At 72.6% G+C, this 25,414-nt stretch carries 15 protein-coding genes and 1 tRNA gene; 7 read left to right on the top strand and 9 right to left on the bottom strand.

Translation table 11 applies throughout. The features are described from left to right. The first annotated feature begins 7 nt into the window (after positions 1-7). The 3 genes from P1K89_RS23000 to P1K89_RS22990 all read left to right on the top strand — a co-directional run bounded on the left by P1K89_RS23000 (position 8) and on the right by P1K89_RS22990 (position 5,616). Positions 8-2,206, top strand: a complete 2,199-nt coding sequence (locus P1K89_RS23000) for a CHAT domain-containing protein (RefSeq protein WP_284618856.1) — start codon at positions 8-10, stop codon at positions 2,204-2,206. Then, complete coding sequence (locus P1K89_RS22995; RefSeq protein ID WP_284618855.1) at positions 2,203-5,151, top strand: two-partner secretion domain-containing protein; 2,949 nt, start codon at positions 2,203-2,205, stop codon at positions 5,149-5,151. Before P1K89_RS23000 ends, P1K89_RS22995 begins: the two co-directional genes overlap by 4 nt. Positions 5,152-5,292: 141 nt before the next feature. Next, the gene (locus tag P1K89_RS22990; RefSeq protein ID WP_284618854.1) at positions 5,293-5,616 is read left to right on the top strand and encodes a hypothetical protein; all 324 of its coding nucleotides are present in this window, start codon (positions 5,293-5,295) and stop codon (positions 5,614-5,616) included. Between the two features lie 47 nt (positions 5,617-5,663). On the opposite strand, the gene P1K89_RS22985 is transcribed toward P1K89_RS22990, so the two are convergent. The 6 genes from P1K89_RS22985 to P1K89_RS22960 all read right to left on the bottom strand — a co-directional run bounded on the left by P1K89_RS22985 (position 5,664) and on the right by P1K89_RS22960 (position 15,117). Beyond that, complete coding sequence (locus P1K89_RS22985; protein ID WP_284618853.1) at positions 5,664-7,022, bottom strand: MBL fold metallo-hydrolase RNA specificity domain-containing protein; 1,359 nt, start codon at positions 7,020-7,022, stop codon at positions 5,664-5,666. A gap of 97 nt (positions 7,023-7,119) precedes the next feature. Beyond that, positions 7,120-8,340: an efflux RND transporter periplasmic adaptor subunit gene (locus tag P1K89_RS22980; RefSeq protein WP_350081949.1), complete on the bottom strand. Its 1,221-nt coding sequence runs from the start codon at positions 8,338-8,340 to the stop codon at positions 7,120-7,122. Positions 8,341-8,342: 2 nt separating this feature from the next. Next, positions 8,343-10,715 (bottom strand): ABC transporter permease, encoded by a 2,373-nt coding sequence (locus P1K89_RS22975; protein WP_284618851.1) that lies wholly within the window; start codon positions 10,713-10,715, stop codon positions 8,343-8,345. A gap of 34 nt (positions 10,716-10,749) precedes the next feature. Further along, complete coding sequence (locus P1K89_RS22970; RefSeq protein WP_284618850.1) at positions 10,750-11,472, bottom strand: ABC transporter ATP-binding protein; 723 nt, start codon at positions 11,470-11,472, stop codon at positions 10,750-10,752. 49 nt (positions 11,473-11,521) lie between these two features. Next, positions 11,522-14,074, bottom strand: a complete 2,553-nt coding sequence (locus P1K89_RS22965; RefSeq protein ID WP_284618849.1) for a cation-translocating P-type ATPase — start codon at positions 14,072-14,074, stop codon at positions 11,522-11,524. Beyond that, entirely contained in the window at positions 14,074-15,117 is a 1,044-nt protein-coding gene (locus P1K89_RS22960; protein ID WP_284618848.1) for a S1C family serine protease, read from the bottom strand. The genes P1K89_RS22965 and P1K89_RS22960 overlap by 1 nt, the downstream gene beginning before the upstream one ends. A 301-nt stretch (positions 15,118-15,418) precedes the next feature. On the opposite strand from P1K89_RS22960, the gene P1K89_RS22955 reads away from it, so the two are divergent. The 3 genes from P1K89_RS22955 to arsA all read left to right on the top strand — a co-directional run bounded on the left by P1K89_RS22955 (position 15,419) and on the right by arsA (position 21,129). Further along, the gene (locus P1K89_RS22955) at positions 15,419-16,684 is read left to right on the top strand and encodes a putative Na+/H+ antiporter (RefSeq protein WP_284618847.1); all 1,266 of its coding nucleotides are present in this window, start codon (positions 15,419-15,421) and stop codon (positions 16,682-16,684) included. Between the two features lie 70 nt (positions 16,685-16,754). After that, positions 16,755-19,175 (top strand): catalase, encoded by a 2,421-nt coding sequence (locus tag P1K89_RS22950; protein ID WP_284618846.1) that lies wholly within the window; start codon positions 16,755-16,757, stop codon positions 19,173-19,175. 115 nt (positions 19,176-19,290) lie between these two features. Then, positions 19,291-21,129 carry an arsenical pump-driving ATPase gene (gene arsA, locus P1K89_RS22945; protein ID WP_284618845.1) on the top strand — a complete coding sequence of 613 codons (1,839 nt, stop codon included), beginning with the start codon at positions 19,291-19,293 and terminating at the stop codon, positions 21,127-21,129. Between the two features lie 96 nt (positions 21,130-21,225). Here the strand turns inward: arsA and P1K89_RS22940 are convergent. The 3 genes from P1K89_RS22940 to P1K89_RS22930 all read right to left on the bottom strand — a co-directional run bounded on the left by P1K89_RS22940 (position 21,226) and on the right by P1K89_RS22930 (position 24,538). Further along, positions 21,226-21,302 (bottom strand) — tRNA-Val (locus tag P1K89_RS22940). A 90-nt stretch (positions 21,303-21,392) separates the two neighbouring features. After that, positions 21,393-23,672: a RelA/SpoT family protein gene (locus P1K89_RS22935; RefSeq protein ID WP_284618844.1), complete on the bottom strand. Its 2,280-nt coding sequence runs from the start codon at positions 23,670-23,672 to the stop codon at positions 21,393-21,395. Continuing rightward, positions 23,669-24,538 carry an alpha/beta fold hydrolase gene (locus tag P1K89_RS22930; protein ID WP_284618843.1) on the bottom strand — a complete coding sequence of 290 codons (870 nt, stop codon included), beginning with the start codon at positions 24,536-24,538 and terminating at the stop codon, positions 23,669-23,671. The genes P1K89_RS22935 and P1K89_RS22930 overlap by 4 nt, the downstream gene beginning before the upstream one ends. 103 nt (positions 24,539-24,641) lie before the next feature. On the opposite strand from P1K89_RS22930, the gene P1K89_RS22925 reads away from it, so the two are divergent. Beyond that, positions 24,642-25,412 (top strand): 3-hydroxybutyrate dehydrogenase, encoded by a 771-nt coding sequence (locus P1K89_RS22925; RefSeq protein WP_284618842.1) that lies wholly within the window; start codon positions 24,642-24,644, stop codon positions 25,410-25,412. Positions 25,413-25,414: the final 2 nt, after the last annotated feature.

Here is a 25,414-nt window from a genome sequence, read left to right as displayed (position 1 = left end):
GCCGACGATGCGCCGCCGCCCTCTCTCCACGATGCTCGCCGTGATGTTCGCCGGTCTGCTCGTCGCGCCGCCCGCCGTGGCGCAGCAGGCCGATGTGAACGCCCAGATCGCGCACGGCACGCAGCTGTGCCACCGGGGCGCGCTGCAGCAGGCCGTCGACCAGCTGCGCGAGGCGCAGGCCCGCGCGAGCACGCCGGCCGAGAAGGCCGACGCCGCCGCGGCGCTGGGCCTGGCGCTGCACCGCATGCGCCGCTTCGCCGACGCCGAGCCGCTGCTGCGCGAGGGCTACACCCACGCGCCGGACGCTGTCACCCGGGCGCTGCGCGCCAACGACCTGGCCAATGCGCTGCTCGGCCTGCGCCGCGACGACGAGGCGCGCGCGCTGTACGTCGAGGCGCAGCGCCTCGCACCCGACGATGCTTCGCTGCAGTCGACGCTGCGGCTGAACCTCGCGCGCCTGACGCCGCCGGCCGAACGCCTCGCCGCCTTGCGCGACGCGGCGACGCGGCTGCCGTCGATCGGGGACACGCGCGACCGCGCGCACCAGGCCGCGAACCTCGGCACGCAGGCGCTGGCACTCGGCGCCGACGGCCGCCGCCTGGCGTTCGACGCGCTCGACCAGGCCCGCGGCCTCGCCACCGCGTCGGCCGATGTCCGCCTGCAGGCCGAGGTGCTGGACGCGCTGGCCCAGCTCTACGAGGCCGAGCGCCGCGCCGACGACGCGCTGCGGCTGACGGACAGCGCCGCGCTGCAGGCCCAGGCCGCGAACGCGCGCGAGCTGCTGTTTCGCATCGAATGGCGCCGCGGCCGGCTGCTGAAGGCCGCCGGCGACAGCGACCGGGCGCTGGCCGCCTACCGGCGTTCGGTCGAGCACATCGAGGCGGTGCGCCAGGACATCCCGATCGAGTACGAGGACGGCCGCTCGTCCTTCCGCGAGACGCTGGAACCGATCTACCTGGCGCTGGCCGAGTTGCTGCTCGCGAAGGCCGACGGCGCCGCGCCCGAGGCGGCCCAGCAGCATATGCGCGAGGCGCGCAACGTCGTCGAACTCGTCAAGCGCAGCGAGCTCGACGACTTCCTCGGCGAGCGTTGCACCGTCGAATCAGCGCGTGCGCAGGAGGCCCGGGCGCTGCCCGCCGGCACCGCGGTGCTGTACCCGATCATCTTCCCGGACCGGCTCGAGCTGCTGGTCGAGACGCCGCAGGGCCTGCAGCGCCGCACGCAGCCGATCGAGTCCGACGACCTGCAGAAGCTGGTGCACGGCTTCGCCGACAGCCTGCGCCGCCAGCGCCCCTTCGAAGGCGCGGCCGCGGTGCTGTACGGCTTGCTGATGCGGCCGCTCGAGCCGACCCTGGACAGCCAGCGCATCCACACGCTGGTGGTGGTGCCCGATGGCGTGCTGCGCCTGCTGCCCTTCGGCGCGCTGCACGACGGCGACCGTTTCGCGATCGAGAAGGTCGCGGTGGTCACCGCGCCGGCGCTGAGCCTGACGCGCGCCGCGGCCGAGCGCCGCGGCCCGGCGCGCCTGCTGCTGGCCGGGCTGTCCGAACCGGGGCCGGTGGTCGAGCGCCTGCCGAAGTGGGTCGTCGATACGCTGGCCGGCTCGCCGACGCGAACGCTGACGCGCGAGCAGACCCGCGAGGCCCTCGCCCTGCCCGGCGTAAAGCAGGAGATCGACCAGCTGCGCACGCGGCTGCCGAGCGACGTGCTGCTGGACGAGGGCTTCACGCTCGAACGCTTCGGCGAGCGTTTCTCGACCGGCCAGTACTCCGTCGTGCACATCGCGTCGCACGGCCTGTTCAGCAGCTCGGCGGCCGAGAGTTTCCTGATGACCTACGACGGCCTGCTGACGATCGACGGCCTGCAGCAGCTGCTGCGTTCGGAGCGCCTGCGCCAGCGGCCGATCGAGCTGCTCGCGCTGTCGGCCTGCCAGACGGCCGAGGGCGACGACCGCGCGCCGCTGGGGCTGTCGGGCGCCGCGCTGAAGGCCCGCGCCGGCGCCGCGCTGGGCACGCTGTGGCCGGTGTCGGACGACGCGGCGATGCAGCTGATGTCGCGCTTCTACGCACGGCTGGCGGCGAGCAACGGCACGCCCGAGACCAAGGCCCGCGCGCTGCAGCAGGTGCAGCGTGCGATGCTGGCCGAACCGTCCTTCCGCCACCCGTTCCACTGGGCGGCCTTCATCCTCGTCGGGAGCTGGCAATGAGCGCCCTGTGCAAGTCCACCTGCCGCCGCCATGCCATCGCCGCCGCCGCGCTGTGCCTGCTGGCCGCCGGCGCGATGCTCGACAGCCGCGCGGCCGCCGTCACGGACACCAGCTGGGGCCGCACGGCGCAGAGTTTCAGCGGCCAGTTCACGATTCCCGAAAGCGTCGGCCGCCGCGCCGGCAACAACCTCTTCCACAGCTTCCAGCTGTTCAGCGTGCAGGCCGGCGAATCGGCCACCTTCACGACCACCACGCCGACGCTGGCCAACGTCATCGCCCGCGTGACGGGCAACGAGGCCTCGCTGATCGACGGTCCGCTGCGCCTGTCGGCCGCGTCGGGCAGCCGGCCCGACTTCTTCCTGATCAACCCCAACGGCGTGACCTTCGGCGCCGGTGCCCGGGTCGACGTGCCGGCGGCCTTCCACGTCAGCACCGCGCACGAGCTGCGCTTCGCCGACGGCAGCACGCTGGCTGCGGGCCGGGGCCCGGACAGCAGCCTGACGGTGGCCGCGCCGGCAGCCTTCGGCTTCCTCGGCGGCCAGGCCGCGGCGCCGGTGATGCTGACGCCCAATGCACGCGTCAATGCCTTCGTCGACGGCCGCGACCTCGACGTCACGGCCGGCTCGATCACGATGGACCGCGCGGCGATGCACACCGAGACCGGCACGCTGCGCCTGGTCGCCACCGGCGCGGAAGCGGTGGCGGTGCCGGTGAACGTGCGGCAGGCGCCGGAGGCCACGCGCCTCGGCGGCGCGATCACGCTGGCCACGTCGCACGCCAGCACCGGCGAAGGCACGGTGGCCGTGCATGCCGGCACGCTGGCGCTGTCGGCCGGCGCCTCGATCAACGCGGTGCCGAGCCTGTTCGCGCCGGGCGCCGTCGACATCACCGTGCGCGACGGCCTGCGCATCAGCGACGCCTTCATCTACTCGCACATGGCCTCCGAAGCCGCGCCGGCCGGCCCGTCGCTGCGCATCCGCAGCCTCGGCACGATCGATCTCTTCGGCGACGGCGGCGGCTTCCAGACGACGACACAGACACGATCCGCCGCCGGCGACATCAGCGTCAGCGCGGCGACGCTCACGATCCGCGGCCAGTCCAACATCGCCAGCTACACCAACGCGCCGGGCAACGCCGGCAACGTGGCGATCGACGTGGCCGGGCCGATGCAGATCCTCGAGAGCGGGGGCGTCTACGCGCAGGCCGTCGCCAGCTTCGATGCGAGCAACGTGGCGACCGTCGGCGCCGGCGGCTCGGTGCGGGTGAACGCCGGCGCGCTGACGATCGACGGCACGAACGCGATCCTCAATCCGCCAGGCATCGCCAGCGACTCGAACTTCGTCGCCACCGCGGCCGGCAGCGTGACGGTGAACGTCGCCGGCGCGCTGGTGCTGCGCAACGGCGGCAACATCACCAGCTCGGCGACCGCGCACCCCGGCTTCGCGCCCTTCGCGACCCAGCGCGCGGGCTCGGTCAGCGTCAAGGCCCAGACGATCCTGATGGAGGCCACGCCCGACGCCTTCTTCAGCACCGGCATCTTCAGCGACTCGCTCGGTTCGCAGGAACCCGGTTCGCTGGCTTTCGGACCGGGCGGTGCGGCCGGCCGGGTCGATGTCGAGGCCCGCGACATCACGATGCGCGGCGGCCCGACCGGCATTTCCGCCGACACCACCGGCCCTGGCGCGGGCGGCACCGTGTCGGTGAAGGCGGAGCGCCTGACGCTGGACGGCCTCGACCAGTACGCGTCGTCGATCTCCAGCACGTCGATCGGCGCCGGCGCCGGCGGCACGGTGCAGGTGCAGGTGTCGGACGTGCTCACGCTGAAGAACGGCGGGCTGATCCAGGCCTTGGCCGGCGGCAGCGGCCGCGGCGGTTCGGTCACCGTGCAGACCCGCGCGTTCATCGCCGAAGGCAGCGGCGATGGCGGCCTCACGACCGGCATCCTCGGCACGTCGGTGGGTTCCGGCGCGGCCGGCGACCTCACCGTCCAGGCCAGCGAGCAGGTCACGCTGCGGCACGGCGCGGTGATCAGTGCCAACGCGAATGCCGAAGGCCGCTCGGGCGCGATCCGCGTCGAGACGCGCGACCTGCTGATCGACGGCCAGGGCGATGCCCGCACCGGCATCCGCAGCCGCGCGGCATTTCCGTCGAGCGGCCAGGTCGGCCGTATCGACGTGGTGGCGACAGGCGACGTGCAGCTGCGCGACGCGCCCGAGGCGCTGACGATCAAGAACGACGCGCTCGAGCCCGACCTGCCGGCGCTGACGCCGCAGGCCATCACGCTGCGCGCACGCAACCTGTCGATGGACGGCGCCGGCCTGGTGGCCTCGTCCAGCGGCGCCGCGCCGGGCAATGCGATCGACGTGCGCGTGGCCGGCGCGCTGACGATGCGCAACGACGCCCGCATCCTGACCTCGGCCCAGGACGGCAACGGCGGCCCGATCCAGGTGGCCGCCGGCCGCTACCTGCGCCTGGTCGACGCGCAGATCGAGAGTTCGGTGCTCGGCGTGCACAACGGCAACGGCGGCAACATCCGCATCGAGGCGCCGGTGCTGGTGCTCGACAATGGCGCGGTGCAGGCGAATACCGCGGCCGTCCGGGCCAGCGGCGGCGACATCGCGATCGATGTGCGTGCGCTGGTGCCCGCCGGCAATGCGCTGCTGGCCGGCGGCAGCGAGCCGATCCCGTTCGAGCCCGGCGTGCGACCCGGCCTCAACGTGATCCAGGCGGCGGCGCCGGAGGGCCTGTCGGGCAACGTGCAGATCACCAGCCCGGCCCTGGACCTCGCCGGCAGCCTGCGTGCGCTCGACGCGCAGGTGCTCGACGTCGGCATCATCGGCCGCGATTTCTGCAACATCGGCGCCGGCAGCTCGCTGGTGCGCGCGGGCCGCGGCGGGCTGCCGCCGACGATCGCCGACGCCTTGCGGCCGCTCCCCGGGCGCTGAGCGGCAGCGCCCGGCCGGGCGGCCAGGCGCCATGCTGGCGGGCGGCCTCTCGCCGCCCAGGCCGGCGCCGAGCCCCTTGACGGCCACCCGGTCGGCCCCAGATGGGGGTCATCGCCGACTCCGTTTCGCGGAAATCTCCCCATGACCCCGACCGGTACCGACTTCACCCAGGAACGCATCGCCGCCGTGATCCGGCTGGCGGCATTGCTCGATCGCTTCGAGAGCGGCCGGCTGCCGCTCAACGCCGACCAGTTCCGGGCCATCGCCCAGCAGCTGGGCGCGGCCATGAAGCGCGACATCGATCCGACCGCGCTGGCCGCCGTGCTCGACACCCACCCGGCCGCCGCCGCGCTGTACGAGAACCAGCATTACGACCGCGCCGGCCTGGCGCGTTCGCCGATCGACCAGTCGGTGGCCGCCGAGCGGCTCGCCGCCCAGGTCATCGCGCGCGCGGCGCGCCGCTGATCGGCTGATCGCCTGCCCGATCGCCCGACGACCGGGCGGGCCCGCGTTCAGTCGAGCTCGAGGCGTTCGCCGTCCTCGGCGACGCGCGCGCGCCAGCCGAAACGCTCCTCGATCGCCAGCCGCAGCGCATCGGCCGCGGTGGCTTCGCCGTGGCCGACCAGCACCTCGCGCGGCGGCGACGGCAGGCGCGCCAGCCAGCGCAGCAGGCCGTCGCGGTCCGCGTGCGCCGAGAGCGACGCCATCGCGACCACCTCGGCGCGCACCGGCACGTACTCGCCGTGGATCTTCAGCGACGTGGCGCCGCCCAGCAGCGCCGCGCCGCGGGTGCCCGGCGCCTGGTAGCCCGGCAGCACGATGGTGTTGCGCGAAGCGCCGGCATAGGCGACGAGGTGATGCAGCACGCGGCCGCCGGTGAGCATGCCGCTGGCCGACACGATGACCGAGGGCCACTTCAGCTGGTTCAGCCGCTTCGAGTCCTCCACCGTCTCGACGATGCGCGTGCCGGCCTCGATGCGCTCGCAATCGGCGTCGGACAGCCGGTGCAGCTCGTTCCAGTGCATGTACAGCCGGGTCGCGCCGGCGGCCATCGGGCTGTTCAGGTAGATGGGCAGGTCGGGGATGCGTTGCGTCGCCTTCAGCTGCTGCAGCATGTGCAGCAGCGTTTGCGCGCGGCCGACGGCGAAGGCCGGGATCACGACGATGCCGCCGCGCGCCGCCGTGCGGCCGATCGCGCTGGCCAGCTCGTCCAACGCATCGACGGCCGGATGCAGCCGGTCGCCGTAGGTCGACTCGATCAGCACCAGGTCGGCGGCCGACGGCGCCGCGGGGGGCTTCATCACCAGGTCGTCATCGCGGCCGAGATCGCCCGAAAAGAGCACGGAACGCCCGCTGGCCTGCAGCCGGGCGCTGGCTGCGCCGAGGATGTGGCCGGCCGGGCGCAGCGTGACCTGCAAGCCCGGCACCGGCTCGAAGGTCTCGTCGAAGTCCTGCGGCTCGAAACGCGCCAGCGTGCGCAAGGCATCGTCACGGGTGAACAGCGGCAGCGCCGGCTGATGGCGTGAGAAGCCGTGCCGGTTCGCGAAGGCCGCCTCTTCCTCGAACAGATGGCCGGCGTCGACCAGCAGCAGCTTGCACAGGTCGAAGCTCGCGCGTGTCGCATGCACGCGCCCGCGGAAACCCAGGTTCACCAGCCGCGGCAGGAAGCCGCTGTGGTCCAGGTGCGCATGCGTCAGCACCACCGCGTCGATCGACGAGGCGGGCACCGGCAGCTCGCGCCAGTTGCGCAGCCGCAGCTGCTTGACGCCCTGGAACAGGCCGCAGTCGACCAGCACACGCCGGCCGGCGTGTTCGACGAGGGTCTTGGAGCCGGTGACGGTGCCGGCCGCACCGAGGAAGTGCAATTGCATGGGGAGCACGCTAAGGCGCCGATCGTGCGGCGGCCTTGCGCTCGCGCAAGTCCGGTGGTGCCCCGGACGGGACCGACGCGGACTGCGGCGCCGGCCGTCAGCGCGCCGTGCTGTCGTGCACCTGCACGCGCACGCCCGGCTGCAGTGCCGGTGGCGGGTAGACGACCACCTGCGCGCCGGCATCGATGCCGCGCTTGATCCAGGCCTCGCCGCCGTTGCGCGCGGCCACCTCGACGCGCTGCAGCTGCGCGCGGCCATCGCGCACGACGAACACCGCCATGCCGCCGCCGCCGTCGTCGGCGACCGGGAACACCGCGCTCACCGGTACCTTCAGCGCGCGCTCCTCGGCCAGCGTGACGATGCGCACGGTCACGCGGAAGCCGTCGCCGAGCGCACGCGCGGGTGCCGGTGCCCGGTCGAGGCCGACCAGGTCGATCAGCACCTTCACCCGCTGCTCCTCGACCCCCAGCGCCGACACCTTGGTGAAGGCCGCCGGCTCGACGCGGCGCACGCGCCCTTCCAGCACGCCGGGTCCGCCCCAGCGCTCGATCACCACGCGGCTGCCGGGCAACGCGCGCAGCGCATCGCCGGTCAGCAGTTCGGCGACGATCTCCAGCGCGCCGAGGTCACCCAGCTCGAGCAGCGGCGTGCCGAGCGCAACGCTGGTCTCGCTGGCCTGCAGCACCCGCAGCACGGTGCCGGCCACCGGCGCCTGCAGCGTGAAGGCGCGGCCCGGCGCCGGCTGCCGCACCGCCTCCAGCGCCGCGCGGGCCTGCGCGACACCATGCGCGGCGACACGCCGATCACTCTCGGCCGCGTCCAGCTCCTTGGTCGCCGCGGCCAGCGCCAGGCGATCGGTGTCCAGCCGCGTCGGTGCGAGGAAGCCCTGCTGCGCCAGCTGCTCGCTGCGCAGCGCCTCGTTGGCCGCCTGCTGCCGCTGCACGCGCGCCTGCTCCCATCGGGCGGCGGCGCGCTGCACCGTCGCCTGCGCGATCTGCAGCTGGGCCTGCTGCTCGCGCAGCGTGCGCTCGTCGACCAGCGGCGACAGCACCGGCTCCAGCGTCGCGACCACCGCGCCGGCTTCGATGCGGTCCCCCTCGCGCAGCACGATGCGCTGCACCCGGCCGGCCAGCGGCGCCGAGACCACGTAGCGATCGCGCAGCCGCGTGCGGCCGTCTTCCTCGATCGACGCCTCGAATCGGCCCTGGGTCGCCACCGCGGTCTCCACCACCAGCGGCCGCGGCGCGAAGGCCCAGGCCAGCAGCAGCGCGGCGGCCAGCGCCGCGCCGATCGAGCCGGCCAACGTCGTCTTCTTCATCATCATTCCCTCGTCTTCAGCACCGCCACCAGGTCGAGGCGGTCGATGCGCCGGCGCACGACCAGCGCGCTGGCGATGCCCGCGGCCAGCACGCACAGTGCGGCCCAGGCGTAGGTGCGCGGCCGGATGGTGGCCGGGAACAGGAACTGGTCGGAGGCCAGCAGCTCGTTGATGCCGTTGACCAGCGCCCAACCCGCGGCCATGCCGAGCGGCAGCGCGATCAGGATCGCCAGCGCCAGCTCGCCCAGCAGCAGCGCCGACACCTCCGCGCGCGTGAAGCCCAGCACGCGCAGCGACGCCAGCTCCCAGCCGCGCTCGGCCAGCGCGATGCGCGCGTTGTTGTAGACGACGCCGATCGAGATCACCGCGGCGAAGGCGGTCAGCACCGTGCTCATGATGCGCACGTTGCGCGCGCTGATCTCCTGCATGTTGCGCAGCATCGTCGCCTTGCTGAAGGCGCCGGCCGCACGCGGCAGCGCCTTCGTCGCCTCGAGCAGCGCCGTCTCGCGACCGGGCTCGACGCCCAGCACCCAGCCGGTGGCGACGTCGCCTTCGCCGAGCGCGCGGTTCAGCGCCGTGCGGTCCATGTAGGCGTTCAGCCCCATCATCTCGCGCACCGTGCCGCCCACGGTCAACTCGAGCGTGCGCGGCGCGCCGATCAGCACCTCGGCCTGCACCGTGTCGCCCACGCGCAAGCCGAGCTTGTGCGCCAGTCGGTCGGTCAGCACCAGCGCGCCGCCGTCGAGCAGGGTGTCGCGCCCGGCCACGTCGATCACGCGGTAGAGGTCGGGCCGCGCTGCATAACCGCGGATCATGCTGCGCTCGCGCCGGTGGCCGTTCACCAGCGTGATCGGCACGAAGCGGGTCGACTCCACCGCCCGCACGCCGGGCAGGCGCGCCAGCTGCAGCCGGGCGGCGTCGTCCAGCGGCTCGGCGGTCCAGACGGTGACATCGCCCCGCAGCCCGAGCTGGAACTGCGTGTGCACGATGGTGTCGATCGCGTCGCGGAAGAAGTTGCCCATGATGGTGATGGCCACCGCCGCGGCGATGCCGCCGATACCGATGGCGGTGCGCAACGGCCGCCGCTCCATGTTGCGCACGATCATGCGCAGCGCCGGCGCCATGCGGTGCACGCCCAGGCGTTCGAGCAGGGTGCGGCGGAAGTGGCCCGGCGCCGGCGGGCGCATCGCCTCGGCCGGCGGCAGGCGCACGGTCGACAGCACCGCGTTCAGCGTGCCCAGCACCGTGGTCGCCAGCGCCACGCCGGCACTGGTGGCGACCAGCCAGGGCGCCATCCGGTGCTCGAAGCGCGGAAACTGGAAGAACTCGGCGTACAGCCCGGTGAACATCTCGCCCAGCTGGCGCCCGAGCAGCAGCCCGATCGCCAGCCCGACGGCGACGATCAGCAGCACGAGCTTGAGGTAGTGCAGCCCGATCGCGGCGTCGGGGTAGCCCAGCGCCTTCAGCGCCGCGATCTGCTCGCGCTGCGTTCCGACCAGGCGCGAGATCACCACGTGCAGCAGGAAGGCCGCGACGCCGAGGAAGATCGCCGGCAGCACGGTGCCGATGACGCGCTGCTCCTTGATCTCGTTGTCCAGCATCTGGTGCGACGGCTGCTCGGCGCGGCCATGCACGTCGCGGCCGCCGTACGGCGCCAGCAGGCGCGACAGCGCATCGATGGTGGCCTGCGCATCGGCCGCGGGCGCCAGCCGGACGGCGACCCGGTTGAACGCGCCCTGCATGTCGTAGGCCGCCGCGAGCACGCGCCGGTCGAGCCAGAACACGCCGTAGCCGCGCATGTCCGGCATGCCCCACAGGCCGGCGAAGACGAACTCCGGCGACAGCGCATGGCCGCTGACGCGCAAGGTGCGCAGCCGCCCGTTGATCTGCGCCTGCAGCTCGTCGCCGGGCTTCAGCCCGCGCGCCTGCGCGAAGCCGCGCGACACCAGCACGGGAATCGCCTGCGTGCCGCTGCCCGCCTCGTCCGGCTGCAGCATGCGGCCCGCCGACACGGCGACCACGTTCAGCCGCTGCGCCCGCTGCAGGTCCAGCCCGATCAGCTGGCCGATGATCGGATCGGCCACGCCGGACAGCGTCACCCGCACCATCGCGTCGAGGCCGGTCTGCACGTCGGCAACGCCGGTCAGCTCGCGCAGGTTCGCTTCCAGCGACGCCGGTGCGCGCTTGAGCGCCGCGAAGACATCGCCGAAGCGCCCGCTGGCGTAGTAGGCGTCGCGTGCGGTGGCCAGCGAGTCGACCGCCGACAGGCTGGTGACGAAGCCGGCGATGCCCGCGCCGACGACCAGCGCGATCGTCAGCGCCTGGCTCCACAGCAGGCGCAAGTCGCGCAGCAGCTTGCGGTCGAGGGCTTTCATCGGCGTCCGATGCAGGCGACGGGGGTGGGCCTGTTCACCATGCCAGCTCGCTGGGCGTGAGTTTGCGCGCCGGCACCTCGATGCGCTGGATGCGGCCGTCGCCGAGGTGGATCACGCGATCGGCCATGCCGGCGATCGCCGCGTTGTGGGTGATGACGATCGCCGTGGTGCCGAGCTCGCGGTTGACGCGCGCGATCACCTCCAGCACCAGCTTGCCGGTCTGGTAGTCGAGCGCGCCGGTCGGCTCGTCGCACAGCAGCACCTCGGGCCGCTTGGCGATCGCGCGCGCAATGGCCACGCGCTGCTGCTCGCCACCGGACAGCTGCGCCGGAAAGTGGTCGCGCCGCGGTGCCAGGCCGACCTGCGCCACCGCCTCGTCCACCGGCATCGGGTCGCGCGCGATGTCGGTCACCAGCGCGACGTTCTCGCGCACGGTCAGGCTGGGGATCAGGTTGTAGAACTGGAAGACGAAGCCGACGTGCTCGCGGCGGAACGATGTCAGCGCGGCCTCGCCGGCGCCGTCGAGCCGCCGGCCGTCGAACTCCAGCGTGCCCTCGCTCGGCACGTCGAGCCCACCGAGGATGTTCAGCAGCGTCGACTTGCCGCTGCCCGAAGGCCCGAGCAGCACGATGAACTCGCCGCGCGCGATGTCCAGGTCCACCTCGCGCAGCGCGCGCACCTCGACCTCCCCGGTCCGGTAGGTCTTCGCGAGGCCGCGAGCGCGGAACAGCGGTGCATCGGCGTCGGGCGTCGGCATGCCCTGTTTGTCCGTCAACGCCCCCCTGCCGCCGTTGACGCGGATCAATTCACGCGGCCGCGGCGCGCACACGCAGCGCCGCGCGCACCGACATCAGCCGCGCAGCGGCCCAGGCCGTCGGCAGCGCCGGCACCAGCGCCCAGGGCGCCAGGCCGGGCGGCAGGCCGAACGGACCGGCGGCCCAGGGCAGCGCGAGCAGCGCGCTGCACACGCCACCCAGCACGACGAGCAGCGAAAGATAAACCGGATTCGACGCGTCATGGTCGCGGGCCGAGCCGCGGAACCAGCGCAGCAGCAGCAGGTTGCCGATCACGATGGCGACCAGCACGGCCAGCCGGAGGTACTCGGCCGTTGCGCCGGCCAGGCTGCCGATTGCATAGACGACGGCGACTCCTCCGAACGCGACGGCGCCGGCGGCCAGTGCACGCAGCGCCGCGTCGAGCGCGAACAGCCGCGCCGAGGCGGGCCGCGGCGGCTGGCGCATCAGGTCGTCCGGCGGCTCCTCGGCCTCGAAGACGAGCGAGCAGGCCGGATCGATGATCAGCTCCAGCAGCACGACGTGCAGCGGCAGCAGCAGCACCGGCCCGCCCGCCAGCAGCGGGATCAGCGACACGCCGACGATCGGCACGTGCACCGCGAACAGGTAGCCCAGCGACTTGCGCAGGTTCTCGAAGATGCGCCGCCCGCCGGCCACGCCCTTCACCATCGCGCTGAAGTCGTCGTCCAGCAGCACCAGCGAGGCCGCCTCGCGCGCGACATCGGTGCCGCGCCGGCCCATCGCGACGCCGACGTCGGCCGCGCGCAGCGCCGGCGCGTCGTTGACGCCGTCGCCGGTCATCGCCACGACGGCGCCCTGCGCCTGCAGCGCGCGCACCAGCCGCAGCTTCTGGGCCGGCGCGATGCGTGCGAAGACGCCGGCATGGCGCAGCCGCGCTGCGAGCGCCGCATCGTCGAGCCGGTCGAGCTCGGCGCCGGTCATCACGGCGCCGGCGTCGCCGTCGACGAGGCCGGCCTGGCGCGCGATCGCCAGCGCCGTGGCCGGCGCATCGCCGGTGATCATCACCACCCGCATGCCGGCGGCGCGGCAGGCGGCGATGGCCGCGGGCACCTCGTCGCGCAGCGGGTCCTCGAAGACCAGCAGGCCAAGCGCCTGCAGTCCGCCCGCCGGCACCTGCAGCGACACATGCGGCACCGCGGCCGCCTCGCGCGAGGCCACCGCCAGCACGCGCTGCCCGGCGGCGCTGAAGGTCTCGGCGGCGGCGCGCAGCGCGGCCAGGCGCGCGGGGTCGTCGTCGCACAGCGCCAGCACCGCTTCCGGCGCCCCTTTCAGCACCACGCGCGCGGACGCCGCCGCGCGCCACCAGTGCACGACGAAGGGCCGGTCGTCGCCGGTGCCGACGTGCGCCGCCATCACCGCGCCATCGCCCACCGCGCGCGCGGTGCCGTGCGCGGCCAGCACCGCGCGGTCCATCGGCTCGATCGGCTGCGGGCTGCAGGCCATCGCGGCCGCATCGAGCAATGCGCGCAACGACGGCGCGAGCGCGGGATCGTCCGGCGGCGCGAACGCCGGATCGTCCGGCGGCGCCTGCGCGGGGGCGCCCGGCGGCGCCGACAGCACGCCGTCGTGCAGGCGGGCGAGCGTCATGCGGTTGTGGGTCAGCGTGCCGGTCTTGTCGACGCACAGCACGCTGACGGTGCCGAGGGCCTCGATCGCCTGAGGCTGGCGCGTCAGCACCCGCACCTGGGCCAGCCGCCACGCGCCCAGCGCCAGCATCACGCTCCAGACCACCGCGAACTCCTCGGGAATCAGCGACATCGCCAGCGTCAGCCCGACCAGCAGGCCGCTGGTCCACGAGCCCTCGCGCCAGGCGTACAGCACGCCGGCGCCGAGGCAGGTGAAGACCGCCAGCACCGCAACGATGCGCACCAGCCGCTTCAGCTCCTGCTGCAGCCGGCTCGGTCGCGGCGCGATCTGGCGCAGCGAGCCGCCGATGCGGCCGAGCGCGGTCTGCGCGCCGATCGCCTGCACCACGGCCACGCCGTCGCCCTGCACCACCAGGCTGCCGGCATGCAGCAGCGCGGCGTCGCCGTCCGCACCCGCAGGCCCGGCGCGCTTGTCCACCGGCACCGACTCGCCGGTCAGCAGCGACTCGTCGACGCGCAGCCCGCTTGCCTCGACGAGCCGCGCGTCCGCCGCCAGCCGGTCGCCCTCGGCGACGATCAACCGGTCGCCCCGCACCAGGTCTTCGCTGGCGATGCCCTGCACGCCACCGTCGCGCACGACGCGGCAGCGCGGGCTGGACAGGTCGGCCAGCGAACGCAGCACCCGTTCGCTGCGCTGTTCCTGCCAGATCGCAAGCGCCGCCACCGCCAGCACCGAGACACCGAGCAGCAGCGCGTCGTCGAGCTCGCCGACCGCGGCATAGACGCTGCCCGCGGCCAGCAGCAGCAGCAGCATCGGCTGCGTGAGCGCCTGCCAGGCAATGCGCAGCAGGCCGCGACGGTCGGGCTGCGGCAGGCGGTTCGCGCCGTCGCGGCGCCGCCGCGCGGACACGGTGGCGGCGTCCAGGCCGCGCGGTCCGGGGTCGTCCGACGCGTCCATCACTCGGCCAGCACCAGCTGCCGGTAGTGCCCGTCACGCCAGACGGTGAAGCGGGTGCCGGGCACGCGGCGCCACGACAGCAGCGCCAGCGCGAGGTCGGCGCTGCCGACGATCGGCCGTCCTTCGAAGCCGACGACAAGGTCGCCGGAGCGCAAGCCCGCGCGCTCGGCCGGGCTGCGCACCGCGACCAGCTCGATCAGCGCGCCGTGCGCGTAGGCGCGGCCGAGCGCCAGCGCCTCGACCGGGCTGAGGTCATGGAACTCGGCGCCCAGCTTCGGCCGCACGATCGAGCCCTCTTGCAGCTCGCGCGCGATCTGCAGCACCACCTCGATCGGGATCGACAGGCTGACGCCCGGCGAACCCGCGGCGGCGACCACGGTGCGCACGTTCATGCCGACGATCGCGCCGTCGGCATCGAGCAGCGGGCCACCCGAGTTGCCCGGGTTGAGGGCCGCGTCGGTCTGGATGTAGGTCATGCCCGGCTCTTCCGCGAAGTGCCGGCGCTTGCCGCCGACGATGCCGGCGGCGACCGAACTGGCCAGGCCATACGGCTCGCCGACCGCCAGCACCCAGTCGCCGGCGCGCAAGGCCGCGGTGCGGCCGAATACCGGCGCCGAAGCCAGGGTGACCGGCAGGCGCACGAGCGCGATGTCGGCCTCTTCGTCGGCGCCGATCACCTCTGCTTCCAGCACCCGTTCGTCGGCCATCTTGACCGCCACCCGCCGGCTGCCGACGACCACGTGCGCGGCGGTGACGGCCAGGCCCTTCGCGTCGATCAGGAAGCCGGCTCCCACGCGGGCCGGTCCGGCCAGCGACCGCGCCGGCTCGTCGCCGGCCTGCAGCGGCTCCGCCTCGATGCCGTAGACGCCAAAGGCGAGCGGCAGGCTGCGTTGCAGCGCCGCGGCGAAGCCCGGCGGCCCGGCCCCTGCGGCCGGCACACCCGCGAACAGCAGCGCCGTGAGCAGCAGCAGGGGCGCCGCCCTCGCGGCGCGGCGACGGGCCGGCAGGCGGGGGATGTGGGCGGATTCGGTGGCGTCGTTCAAGCGAAGGCAGTCTACGAACGGCCCGCGGCGCCCGCTTGCGCTCCGTCAAGACCGTGCCGGGCCGGCGCTGCCACTTCTTTGGGCAAACGGCGTCATCGTGTTGTCGCACAAAGGGGATATGGCACGCATGCCCCGGATACCCACAGCGTTGTCCACCGCGCCTGTGGGCAATCGCGCAGCGGCGTGGACGGCCGCCGCTTCGTGGACGCCGTTAGACTGGCCGCGGGTGCTGGATCGGCGTGATGCAGCAGGTTTGCGCGAAGGTCGGGCCGCCTCGCGGGTGTCCTGCCGCCTGTCGACCATGCTCCCACCCTCCATCGACCTGGTCGCCGCCGGCCTTTTTGCCGCGGCGCTGATCCACACCTTCTCCACCAAGCATTTCGAGCGGCTGGCCCACCGGCTGCCCGGGCATGCCGGCCTGTTCCATCTGCTGGGCGAGGTCGAGATCGTCTTCGGCTTCTGGGCGATCGTGCTGATCGCCGCGATGGCCTTGCTCTCGGGCGCGGGCGAGGCCTTGCAGTACGCCGAGTCCCGCAACTACACCGAGCCGATGTTCGTGTTCGTCGTGATGGTCATCGCCGGATCGCGGCCGGTGCTGCAGGCCGTGCGCTCGCTCGTGGAACTGTGCGCGAAGCTGATGCCGGTGCCTGCGCGGGTGGCCACGGCGTGGCTGGGCCTGGCGGTGGTGCCGCTGCTCGGATCGCTGGTCACCGAGCCCGCGGCGATGACGATCGCGGCGCTGATGCTGGCGCCCATCGTGTTCCGGTCCACGCTGCCCGAGCCGCCGAAGTACCTGGCCATCGGCGTGCTCTTCGTCAACGTGTCGATCGGCGGCACGCTGACGTCGTACGCGGCGCCGCCGGTGCTGATGGTGGCATCGACCTGGAACTGGGACAGCGCCTTCATGCTGTCGACCTTCGGCTGGAAGGCGGCGCTGGCCGTGCTGCTGAATGCGACGGTGGCGGCCTTCGTGCTGCGCAAGCACCTCGTCGGGCAGGACCCGGCGGCGGATGCCGACGTGGCGCTGGCGCCGCCGGTGCCCAGTGCGGTGATCGCCGTGCACCTCGCGCTGCTGGCCGGGGTGGTGCTGACGGCGCACCACCCGGTCGCTTTCCTCGGCCTCTTCCTGCTGTTCCTCGGCTTCGCGCAGGCCTATGACCGCCACCAGGACCCGCTGCTGATCAAGGAAGCGCTGCTGGTGGCCTTCTTCCTCGCCGGCCTGGTCGTGCTCGGCGGGCTGCAGCGCTGGTGGCTGCAGCCGATCGTCTCGGCGCTCGAGCCGCTGGCGCTCTTCTTCGGCGCGCTGGGCTTGACCGCGGTCACGGACAACGCGGCGCTGACCTACCTGGGGTCCCAGATCCAGGGCATGCCGGACCCCGCGAAGTACATGCTGGTGGCCGGCGCGGTCGCAGGCGGAGGCCTGACCGTGATCGCCAACGCGCCCAATCCGGCCGGGCTGGCGCTGCTGCGGCGAGGTTTCGCCGATGGGTCCGTCGGCGCGGGTGCGCTCTTCCTCGGCGCGCTGGGCCCCACGGTCGTCGCGGCGGCGGCGTTCCTGCTGCTCTGAGGAGGACCGCGCAGCGACGCCGGGCACATGCGTTGCCGAGGGCTCCGACGAACATCACGGAGTCCATGCCATGCCCAAGAAGCTCCCGCCCTCCAGCCCCGCCACCCGGCCCGGCAAGGCTGCTCCCCCGGCGCGCACCGACAGCGGCCCTGCCACGACGGCGACGCCGCCCGGCATCGATCCGGACAGCCCCACCGCCCGCCAGGCGCGCGAGGTCGAGGTGCTGGCCGGCGCGATGCCCTTCAACCCCACGAAGCCCGACGAACACGGCTTCGACAACGGCATCGATCCGCCGATGGGCGCGGTGGTCGATCCGCCGTCCCGCCTGGTCACCGGCAGCACGCTGTCCGAAGCGCAGGGCAGCGACAAGACCGGCAGCATCGCGGTCGACGGGCTGAACGCGACGATCGAATCGCTGGACCGCGTGCGCGTCGACTCGTCCGGTCAGGCGCTGACGACGAACCAGGGCGTGCGCATCGCCGACAACCAGAACTCGCTGAAGGACGGCCCGCGCGGCCCGGTGCTGCTGGAGGACTTCATCCTGCGCGAGAAGGTCACGCACTTCGACCACGAGCGCATTCCCGAACGCATCGTGCACGCGCGCGGCTCGGCGGCCCACGGTTACTTCGAGTGCTATGAACCGCTGACCGAGCTCACCCGTGCCGCGCCGTTCCAGGCCGCCGGCAAGCGCACGCCGGTGTTCGTGCGCTTCTCGACCGTCGCCGGCGAACGCGGCTCGAAGGACACCGCGCGCGACGTGCGCGGCTTCGCCGTCAAGTTCTACACCGACGAAGGCAACTGGGACCTGGTGGGCAACAACATGCCGGTGTTCTTCATCCAGGACGCGATGAAGTTCCCGGACCTCGTGCATGCGGTCAAGCCCGAGCCGCACCACCAGATGCCGCAGGCCGCCAGCGCGCACGACACCTTCTGGGACTTCGTCTCGCTGATGCCCGAGTCGACGCACATGCTGATGTGGGTGATGAGCGACCGCGCGATCCCGCGCAGCTACGCGACGATGCAGGGCTTCGGCGTGCACACCTTCCGGCTGGTGAACGCCGAGGGCGAGTCGGTGTTCTGCAAGTTCCACTGGCTGCCGCGCGCCGGCACGCATTCGCTGGTCTGGGACGAGGCGGTCAAGATCTCGGGCGCCGACCCGGACTTCCACCGCCGCGACCTGTGGGAGCGCATCGAGAACGGCGCGTTCCCGGAGTACGAGCTGAACGTTCAGGTCTTCACCGAAGAGCAGGCCGAGGCCTTCAGCTTCGACATCCTCGACGCCACCAAGATCGTGCCGGAGGAACTGGTGCCGCTGCGGCCGGTGGGCCGCATGGTGCTCGACCGCAATCCGGACAACTTCTTCGCCGAGACCGAGCAGGTCGCCTTCTGCACCGCGAACATCGTTCCCGGCATCGACTTCAGCAACGACCCGCTGCTGGCCGGCCGCATCCATTCGTACCACGACACGCAGATCTCGCGGCTGGGCGGCCCGAATTTCCACGAGATCCCGATCAATGCGCCGATCGCGCAGGTGCACAACAACCAGCGCGACGGCATGCACCGGCAGGCGATCCATCGCGGCCGCGTGTCCTACGAGCCGAACTCGCTGGCCGGCGGGTGCCCGTTCCAGGCCGGGGCCGAGCAGGGCTTCGTCTCGGTACCCGCGCGCCAGCGCGCCGAGGAGCAGCAGGCCAAGGTGCGGGCCAAGCCCGAGAAGTTCGCCGACCACTACACGCAGGCGCGGCTGTTCTACGAGAGCCAGACGCCGGTGGAGCAGGCGCACATCGCGGCCGCCTTCCGTTTCGAGCTCAGCAAGGTCACCGTGGCTGCCGTGCGCCGGCGCATGGTCGCCTCGCTGCGCAACGCATCGGAGGATCTGGCGCGGCAGGTCGGCGAAGGCATCGGCCTCGACGCGCTGCCCGAGCCGCTGCCGCGCGCGCTGCAGACGCCACCGCGCGCCGAGATCGACCGGTCGCCGGCGCTGTCGCTGATGGCGCGTCCGGGGGACGGCTCGATCCGCGGCCGCAAGGTGGCGGTCTTCGTCGCGCCGGGTGTTGACGTGGCGATGGTCGATGCGCTGCGGGCGCAACTGGCCGAGGGCGGCGCCGCGGTGCGCGTGCTCGGCCCCCGCATCGGCCCGGTGCACGTCGGACGCGCCGGGACGCTGGAGGCCGACGCCTCGTTCGAGAACGAGCCGGCGTTCCTGTTCGACGCCGTGGCACTGCTCGACGGCCCGGCCGCGGCCGATGCGATCGCCGCGGACGCCAACGCCCTGGACGGCGTGCGCTGCACCTACCGCCACTGCAAGCCCTTGCTGGCGATCGGTGCCGGCGCGACCGTGCTGCAGCGTGCCGGCGTGCCGGTCGACCAGGGCGACCCCGCGCTGATTGCCGTCGGCGCGGACGAAGCGGCCAGCGGCATCGCGGCCTTCGCCGCCGCCATCGGCTCACCTCGCCGCTTCGACCGCGAATCGGATCCGCCTCGGGTCTGACCGGCGATGAAGCGTGAGGCGGCAAGGGCACCTCGGTGCGGGCCTTGTCGCGAGGGCGATGGCGGAGGTGATCGCGGTCAAGGCCGGGTCGCGACTTCGGCGCATAGTCGACGCCATGGATCGCCCCCTGCATGTCAACGAAGCGGCGCAGGACTGCTTCGAACCCGCCCGCGTCGGCTTCATCGACCATCCCACGCGGCATCTCTTCTTCACCGGCAAGGGCGGCGTGGGCAAGACCTCGTTGTCCACCGCCGCGGCGCTGGCGCTGGCCGACGCCGGCAGGAAGGTGCTGCTCGTCAGCACCGACGCCGCTTCCAACCTCGACGAGATGCTCGGCATCGAACTGCGCAACACGCCCGTCCCGGTGCCCGGCGCGCCCGGCCTGTCGGTGCTCAACATCGACCCCGACAACGCCGCGGAGTCCTACCGCCAGCGCGTGCTGGCGCAGATGGGCGCCAGCGCGGGCGAAGAAGCGCTGTCCACGGTGCGCGAGCAGCTGTCCGGTGCCTGCACGACCGAGATCGCGTCCTTCGACGAGTTCTCCTCCCTGCTGGCCGACGGCACGCAAGCCTGGGACCACATCGTCTTCGACACGGCGCCCACCGGTCACACGCTGCGCCTGCTGAGCCTGCCGAAGGCCTGGACCGGATTCCTCGAAGGCAATGACCGCGGTGCGTCCTGCCTCGGCCCGCACTCCGGCCTGAAGATGCAGGAGGTCCGCTTCAAGGCCGCGCTCGATGCGCTGAGCGACCCCGCGAAGACCACGGTCGTCCTGGTGAGCCGGCCCGAGCGCGGCGCCATCGCGGAAGCCGCGCGCACCTCGGTCGAGTTGCGCGCGCTGGGGCTGAACAACCAGCGCCTGGCGATCAACGGACTGTTCCACGCCATCGACCGCGGCGATGCCGTGGCCCGAGCGATCGAGGACCTCGGGCAGCAGGCGCTGGACGGCATGCCGGCATCGCTGCGGGAACTGCCGCAGGACCGCGTGCCGCTGCGCCCGTTCGACACCGTCGGCCTGCAGGCGCTTCGTGCCTTGCTGGCACCGGGCGCCGCCGCGGTGGCCCCGCCCGCGACCGCTTCAGGCCATGACGCCAACCCGCTGCCCGATCTGGCCGCGCTGGCCGACGACCTGGCCGCGGCCGGTCATGGCCTGGTCATGGTGATGGGCAAGGGCGGCGTCGGCAAGACCACCATCGCCGCGGCCCTGGCCATCGGCCTCGTGCAGCGCGGCAGGACCGTGCACCTCACCACCACCGATCCGGCCGCGCACCTCGCCGGTACGCTGGAGGGCGAACTGCCGGGCTTGAGGGTGAGCCGCATCGATCCGAAGGTCGAGACCCAGCGCTACATCGACAAGATCATGGCCGCGAAGTCCCCCGCGCTCGACCCGCAGGAGCAGGCCCTGCTGCTGGAGGACCTGCAGTCACCCTGCACCGAGGAAGTGGCGGTGTTCCATGCCTTCTCCCGCATCGTCGGCGAGGGCCGCAGTGCCTTCGTGGTGCTGGACACCGCACCCACCGGGCACTCGATGCTGCTGATGGACGCGACCGGCGCCTACCACCGGCAGATGACGCGCGAGTTCGAAGGCCATGGCGCGGCGCGCGTCGTGACGCCGCTGATGCGGCTGCAGGATGCCGCGTACACGAAGATCATCCTGGTGACCCTGCCCGAGGTGACCTCGGTGTCCCAGGCGGCCGCGCTGCAGGACGACCTGCGCCGCGCCCGCATCGAACCCTACGCCTGGGTGCTCAACAAGAGCGTGCTCGCGGCGGGAACGCACGACCCCCTGCTGCAGGCCCGGCTCACGGGTGAACGCCGGCAGATCGAGCGCCTGTCCGCGGGTCTCGCGCAGCGGCTCTATGCATTGCCCTGGCTGACGGTGCCGCCGGTCGGCCTCGGTGAACTGTCCAGGCTGGTCTGCACGCCGGCGACGACGGCCGACGTCGCGGACTGAGTCACCACCCGACGCGGAGGTCGACTCCGCTTCCCGGTACCGCCAAGAAAAAAGCACCTGGCGTCGCCGCCAGGTGCTTGTTCTCTCTACCGAATTTGGTAGGCGCGATTGGACTCGAACCAACGACCCCCACCATGTCAAGGTGGTGCTCTAACCAGCTGAGCTACGCGCCTGCGAAGCCATGGACTATAGCATGGGATTTTGGCGGCTCCTGATGCGACGCGTGATGCCGGATCAAAAAGTCGCGTGCACGCCGCCGTGTCTCAGCGCCGGCGCGCACGGCGCACGCCCGGGATCTGCGCGACCACGCGCAGCACCGACGCCAGCCGGTGCGCGTCGGCAACCTCGGCGGTGAAGGTCATGAACGCAGTGCCGCCGGTGACGTCCTTGACCGTCTGCGTGTGCACGCCGATCACGTTGAGCTTGTCCTTCGTGAAGACCTCCGAGATGTCGCGCAGCAGGCCCGGCCGGTCGGCCGCCTCGACGACCACGTCGACCGGGTACGCCGCCTCGCGGCCGGCGGGGGTCTCGCCCCAGGTCACCGGGATCACGCGGTCGGGCTGCTGCTCGGCCATGTGGCGGAAGTTGCTGCAGTTGGCGCGATGGATCGCGACGCCCTTGCCGCGCGTGACATAACCCGCGATCGCATCGGGCGGTGCCGGACGGCAGCAGCGCGCCAGCTGCGTCAGCAGCGACTCGACGCCGACCACCAGCACGCCGCCCTCGGTGCCGCGCGCGCGCTTGAGCGGAATGATCTCTTCCTGCGGCGCCGGCGGCTCGGCCGGCTTCAGCAGGTTCTCGATGTGGCGCAGCGAGTACTCGTCCTTGCCGACGACCTCGAACAACGCGTCGGCGCCCTTGAAGCCGAGCTGGGCGGCGAGGTCGTCGAGCTTCAGCGCTGTTCGCCCTTCGCGCTGCAGGAGCTTCTCGACCAGTTCGCGGCCGCGCGCGACGGTGCCCGACAGCGCCTGCGCGTTGAACCACGCGCGCACCTTCGCGCGCGACCGGTGGCTCTTCAGGTACCCGAGCTCGCTGTTGAGCCAGTCGAGCGACGGACCGCCCTCCTTTGCCGCGATCACCTCCACCGTCTGCCCGTTGGCCAACGGCGTGTTCAGCGGCAGCATCGCGCCGTCGACGCGCGCGCCGCGGCAGCGGTGGCCGAGATCGGTGTGCACGCTGTAGGCGAAGTCGATCGGCGTGGCCCCGGCCGGCAGCTCGATGACGGTGGCCTGCGGCGTGAAGACGTAGATGCGGTCCTCGAAGGAAGGGCCCGACGGGCCTGCGCCGCCCGAGGGGCCCGCCCCGCCGGCCGCCTGGTCGACGAAGTCGCGCTCCCAGGCGAGCAGTTGCCGCAGCACCGCCTTGCGGGCCTCGGCGACGCGCTCCTCGAAGTCCCCCGCGGCGCTGACACCCGCGTAGCCCTTGGTGCCCGCCTCCTTGTAGGCCCAGTGCGCCGCGACACCGTGCTCGGCATGTTCGTGCATCGCCTGCGTGCGGATCTGCACCTCCACCGGTCGGCCGTCGTCGCCGAGCACGACGGTATGCAGCGACTGGTAGCCGTTGGGCTTGGGGCGGGCGATGTAGTCGTCGTACTCGCCGGCCACCGCGCGGTAGCGCTCGTGCACACGCGACAGCGCGGCATAACACGCATGCACATCGGCCACGATCACGCGCAGCGCGCGCACGTCGAAGACCTGGCCGAGCGCGAGCTGCTTGCCCTGCATCTTCTTCCAGATGCTGTACAGGTGCTTCGGCCGGCCCTGCACTTCCGCGGCGATGCCGACGGCGGCCAGCTCCTGCAGCATCTGCCGGCGCACGCCTTCGACGCTGCGCTCGCGCTCGATGCGCGACTCGGCGAGCTGCCGGGCGAGCTGGCGATAGTCGTCGGGCCGCAGGACGCGGAATGCCAGGTCCTCGAGCTCCCACTTGATCTGCCAGATGCCCAGCCGGCTGGCGAGCGGCGCGAAGACCTGCTGCGTCTCTTCCGCCAGCGGCTTCGGGCAGGTCTGCTTGGTGCTCGCGTACCAGCGCAGGGTCTGCAGGCGCGACGCCAGCCGCAGCAGCACCACGCGCAGGTCGCGCGAGAAGGCCAGCAGCATCTTGCGCACGCGCTCGGTCTGCAGTGCGCGCTGCTCGGCCTCGACCTGCGCCTCGCGCGCGGCGCGCTGGATCTGCACCAGCTTGCGGGTGTGCGCAACCAGGCTCGCGTAGCTCTCGCCGAAGGCCTTGGCGACCATTTCCTCCGGCCGCTGCAGGAAGTCGCCGGCATACACCAGGTAGGCGGCCGCCCGCATCGACGGCGCGGCCCCGATCGCCTGCAGGATCGCGGCCACCCCGTCGGCGTGGCCGAGCGCGTCCTCCCCGGTGTCCAGGCGCTGGCCCGTGAGCAGCGGTTCGGAGAAGGCCCGCGCGCGCAGCAGCGCCGCGGCGCCGTGGTCATCGGCCGGGCCTGCGGCGCCGAACCCTGCATCGAGCTCGGCGTCCGACAGCCGCACGATCGGTGCGGCGTCCGCTTCCGCCGTGGCGACGGCGCGCGTCTTCATGGCGAGCGCAGGAAGTCGGCCACCACCTGCACCTGGTCGGGCTGCTGCAGCAGCGGCGCGTGGCCGACGCCGGGGAACTCGACCAGCTGCGCACGCGGGCCGCGCTGTGTCATCTGCTGCGCGGTTGCGTGCGACAGCAGGTCCGAATCGGCACCGCGCAGCAGCAGCACCGGCGGCGACAGCCGCTCCCAGGCCGCCCACAACATCGCCTCGCCGGCCTGCGCGGCCTCGGGGGTGATCATGCGGAAGGGCACGGCGATCGCCGGGTCGTAGTGCGGCTTGTAGCCGTCGCCGTCGGGCTTGAGCATCGGCTTCGTCAGCTCCAGCCATTGCTCGCGCGTGTGCGGGCCGAAGCCCTGCGAGATCGCCCACAGCGCGTCCGCCGCTTCGTCCAGCGTCGCCCAGTGCGCCGGCTGCCCCAGGTAGGTGCCGATACGCTGCAGCGACGCCGGCTCGATCGACGGGCCGACGTCGTTGAGCACGAGGCGCCGCACCGGCGAGCCCTTCAGCGCGGCGATGCCCAGCCCGATCAGGCCGCCCATGGACGTGCCGATCCAGTCGACTGTCGCCGCGTTCAGGCGCGCCAGCACGGTGACCATGTCGGCCACGTAGGCGGGAATCGTGTAGCCCATCGGGTCGACGAGCCAGTCGGACTGGCCGCGGCCGACCACATCCACCGCCACGACGCGGTACTCATCCATGAGCGCCTGCGCCAGCGTGTCGAAGTCGCGCCCCTGGCGCGACAGGCCGTGCACGCAGACCAGGACCTTGTCGTTCGCCGGATCGCCCCACTCCCAGTAGGCGACGCGGTGCAGCGACAGGCTGCTGTCGAGGCAGGGGACGTGGTGCAGGCGGGGTTCAGTCACGATTCAGACTCCTTGCCGATAATCATCGCAGGCCCGGACGCCCGTGGTGGTCGCCCGGGCCATCTCATTCGCGCAAGACGCATCTGCATCAACGGAGATTTGCATGTTGAACGGAAAGACCGCCCTCGTCACCGGATCGACCAGCGGCATCGGCCTGGGTGTCGCGCTCGCGCTCGCGCGCCAGGGTGCCAACGTGATGCTCAACGGATTCGGCGACGTCGACGGCGCGAAGGCCGAGGTCGCCGCGCTCGGCGGCCGGGTGTCGTACCACGGGGCCGACATGAGCAAGCCGGCCGAGATCGAGGCGATGGTGCGCGCCTGCGAGGCCGAGTTCGGTGCCGTCGACATCCTGGTCAACAACGCCGGCATCCAGCATGTCGCGCCGGTCGAGGACTTCCCGGTCGAGCGCTGGGACGCGATCATCGCGATCAACCTGAGCTCGGCCTTCCACACCACGCGCTGCGCGCTGCCCGGCATGAAGGCGCGCAACTGGGGCCGCGTGCTGAACATCGCGTCGGTGCACGGGCTCGTCGCATCGGCGCAGAAGTCGGCCTATGTCGCGGCCAAGCACGGCATCGTCGGCTTCACGAAGTCGGTGGCGCTGGAGAACGCGACCACCGGCGTCACGGTGAACGCGATCTGCCCGGGCTGGGTGTTGACGCCGCTGGTGCAGAAGCAGGTCGATGCGCGCGCCGCGCAGGCCGGCATCTCGGACGAGGAAGCCAAGCGCCAGCTGCTGGCCGAGAAGCAGCCGTCGCTGCAATTCACGACGCCGGAACAGCTGGCCGAGCTGGCGCTGTTCCTCTGCTCGCCGGCCGCCGACAACATCCGCGGCGTGGCCTGGAACGTCGACGGCGGCTGGGTGGCTCAATAACC

It is taken from the genome of Aquabacterium humicola (assembly GCF_030167915.1).
GTDB classification, from domain to species: Bacteria; Pseudomonadota; Gammaproteobacteria; order Burkholderiales; family Burkholderiaceae_C; genus Pseudaquabacterium; species Pseudaquabacterium humicola.
The sequence above is the reverse complement of the archived record's forward strand: the minus strand, read 5'-3'. Positions and strand labels throughout refer to the sequence as shown.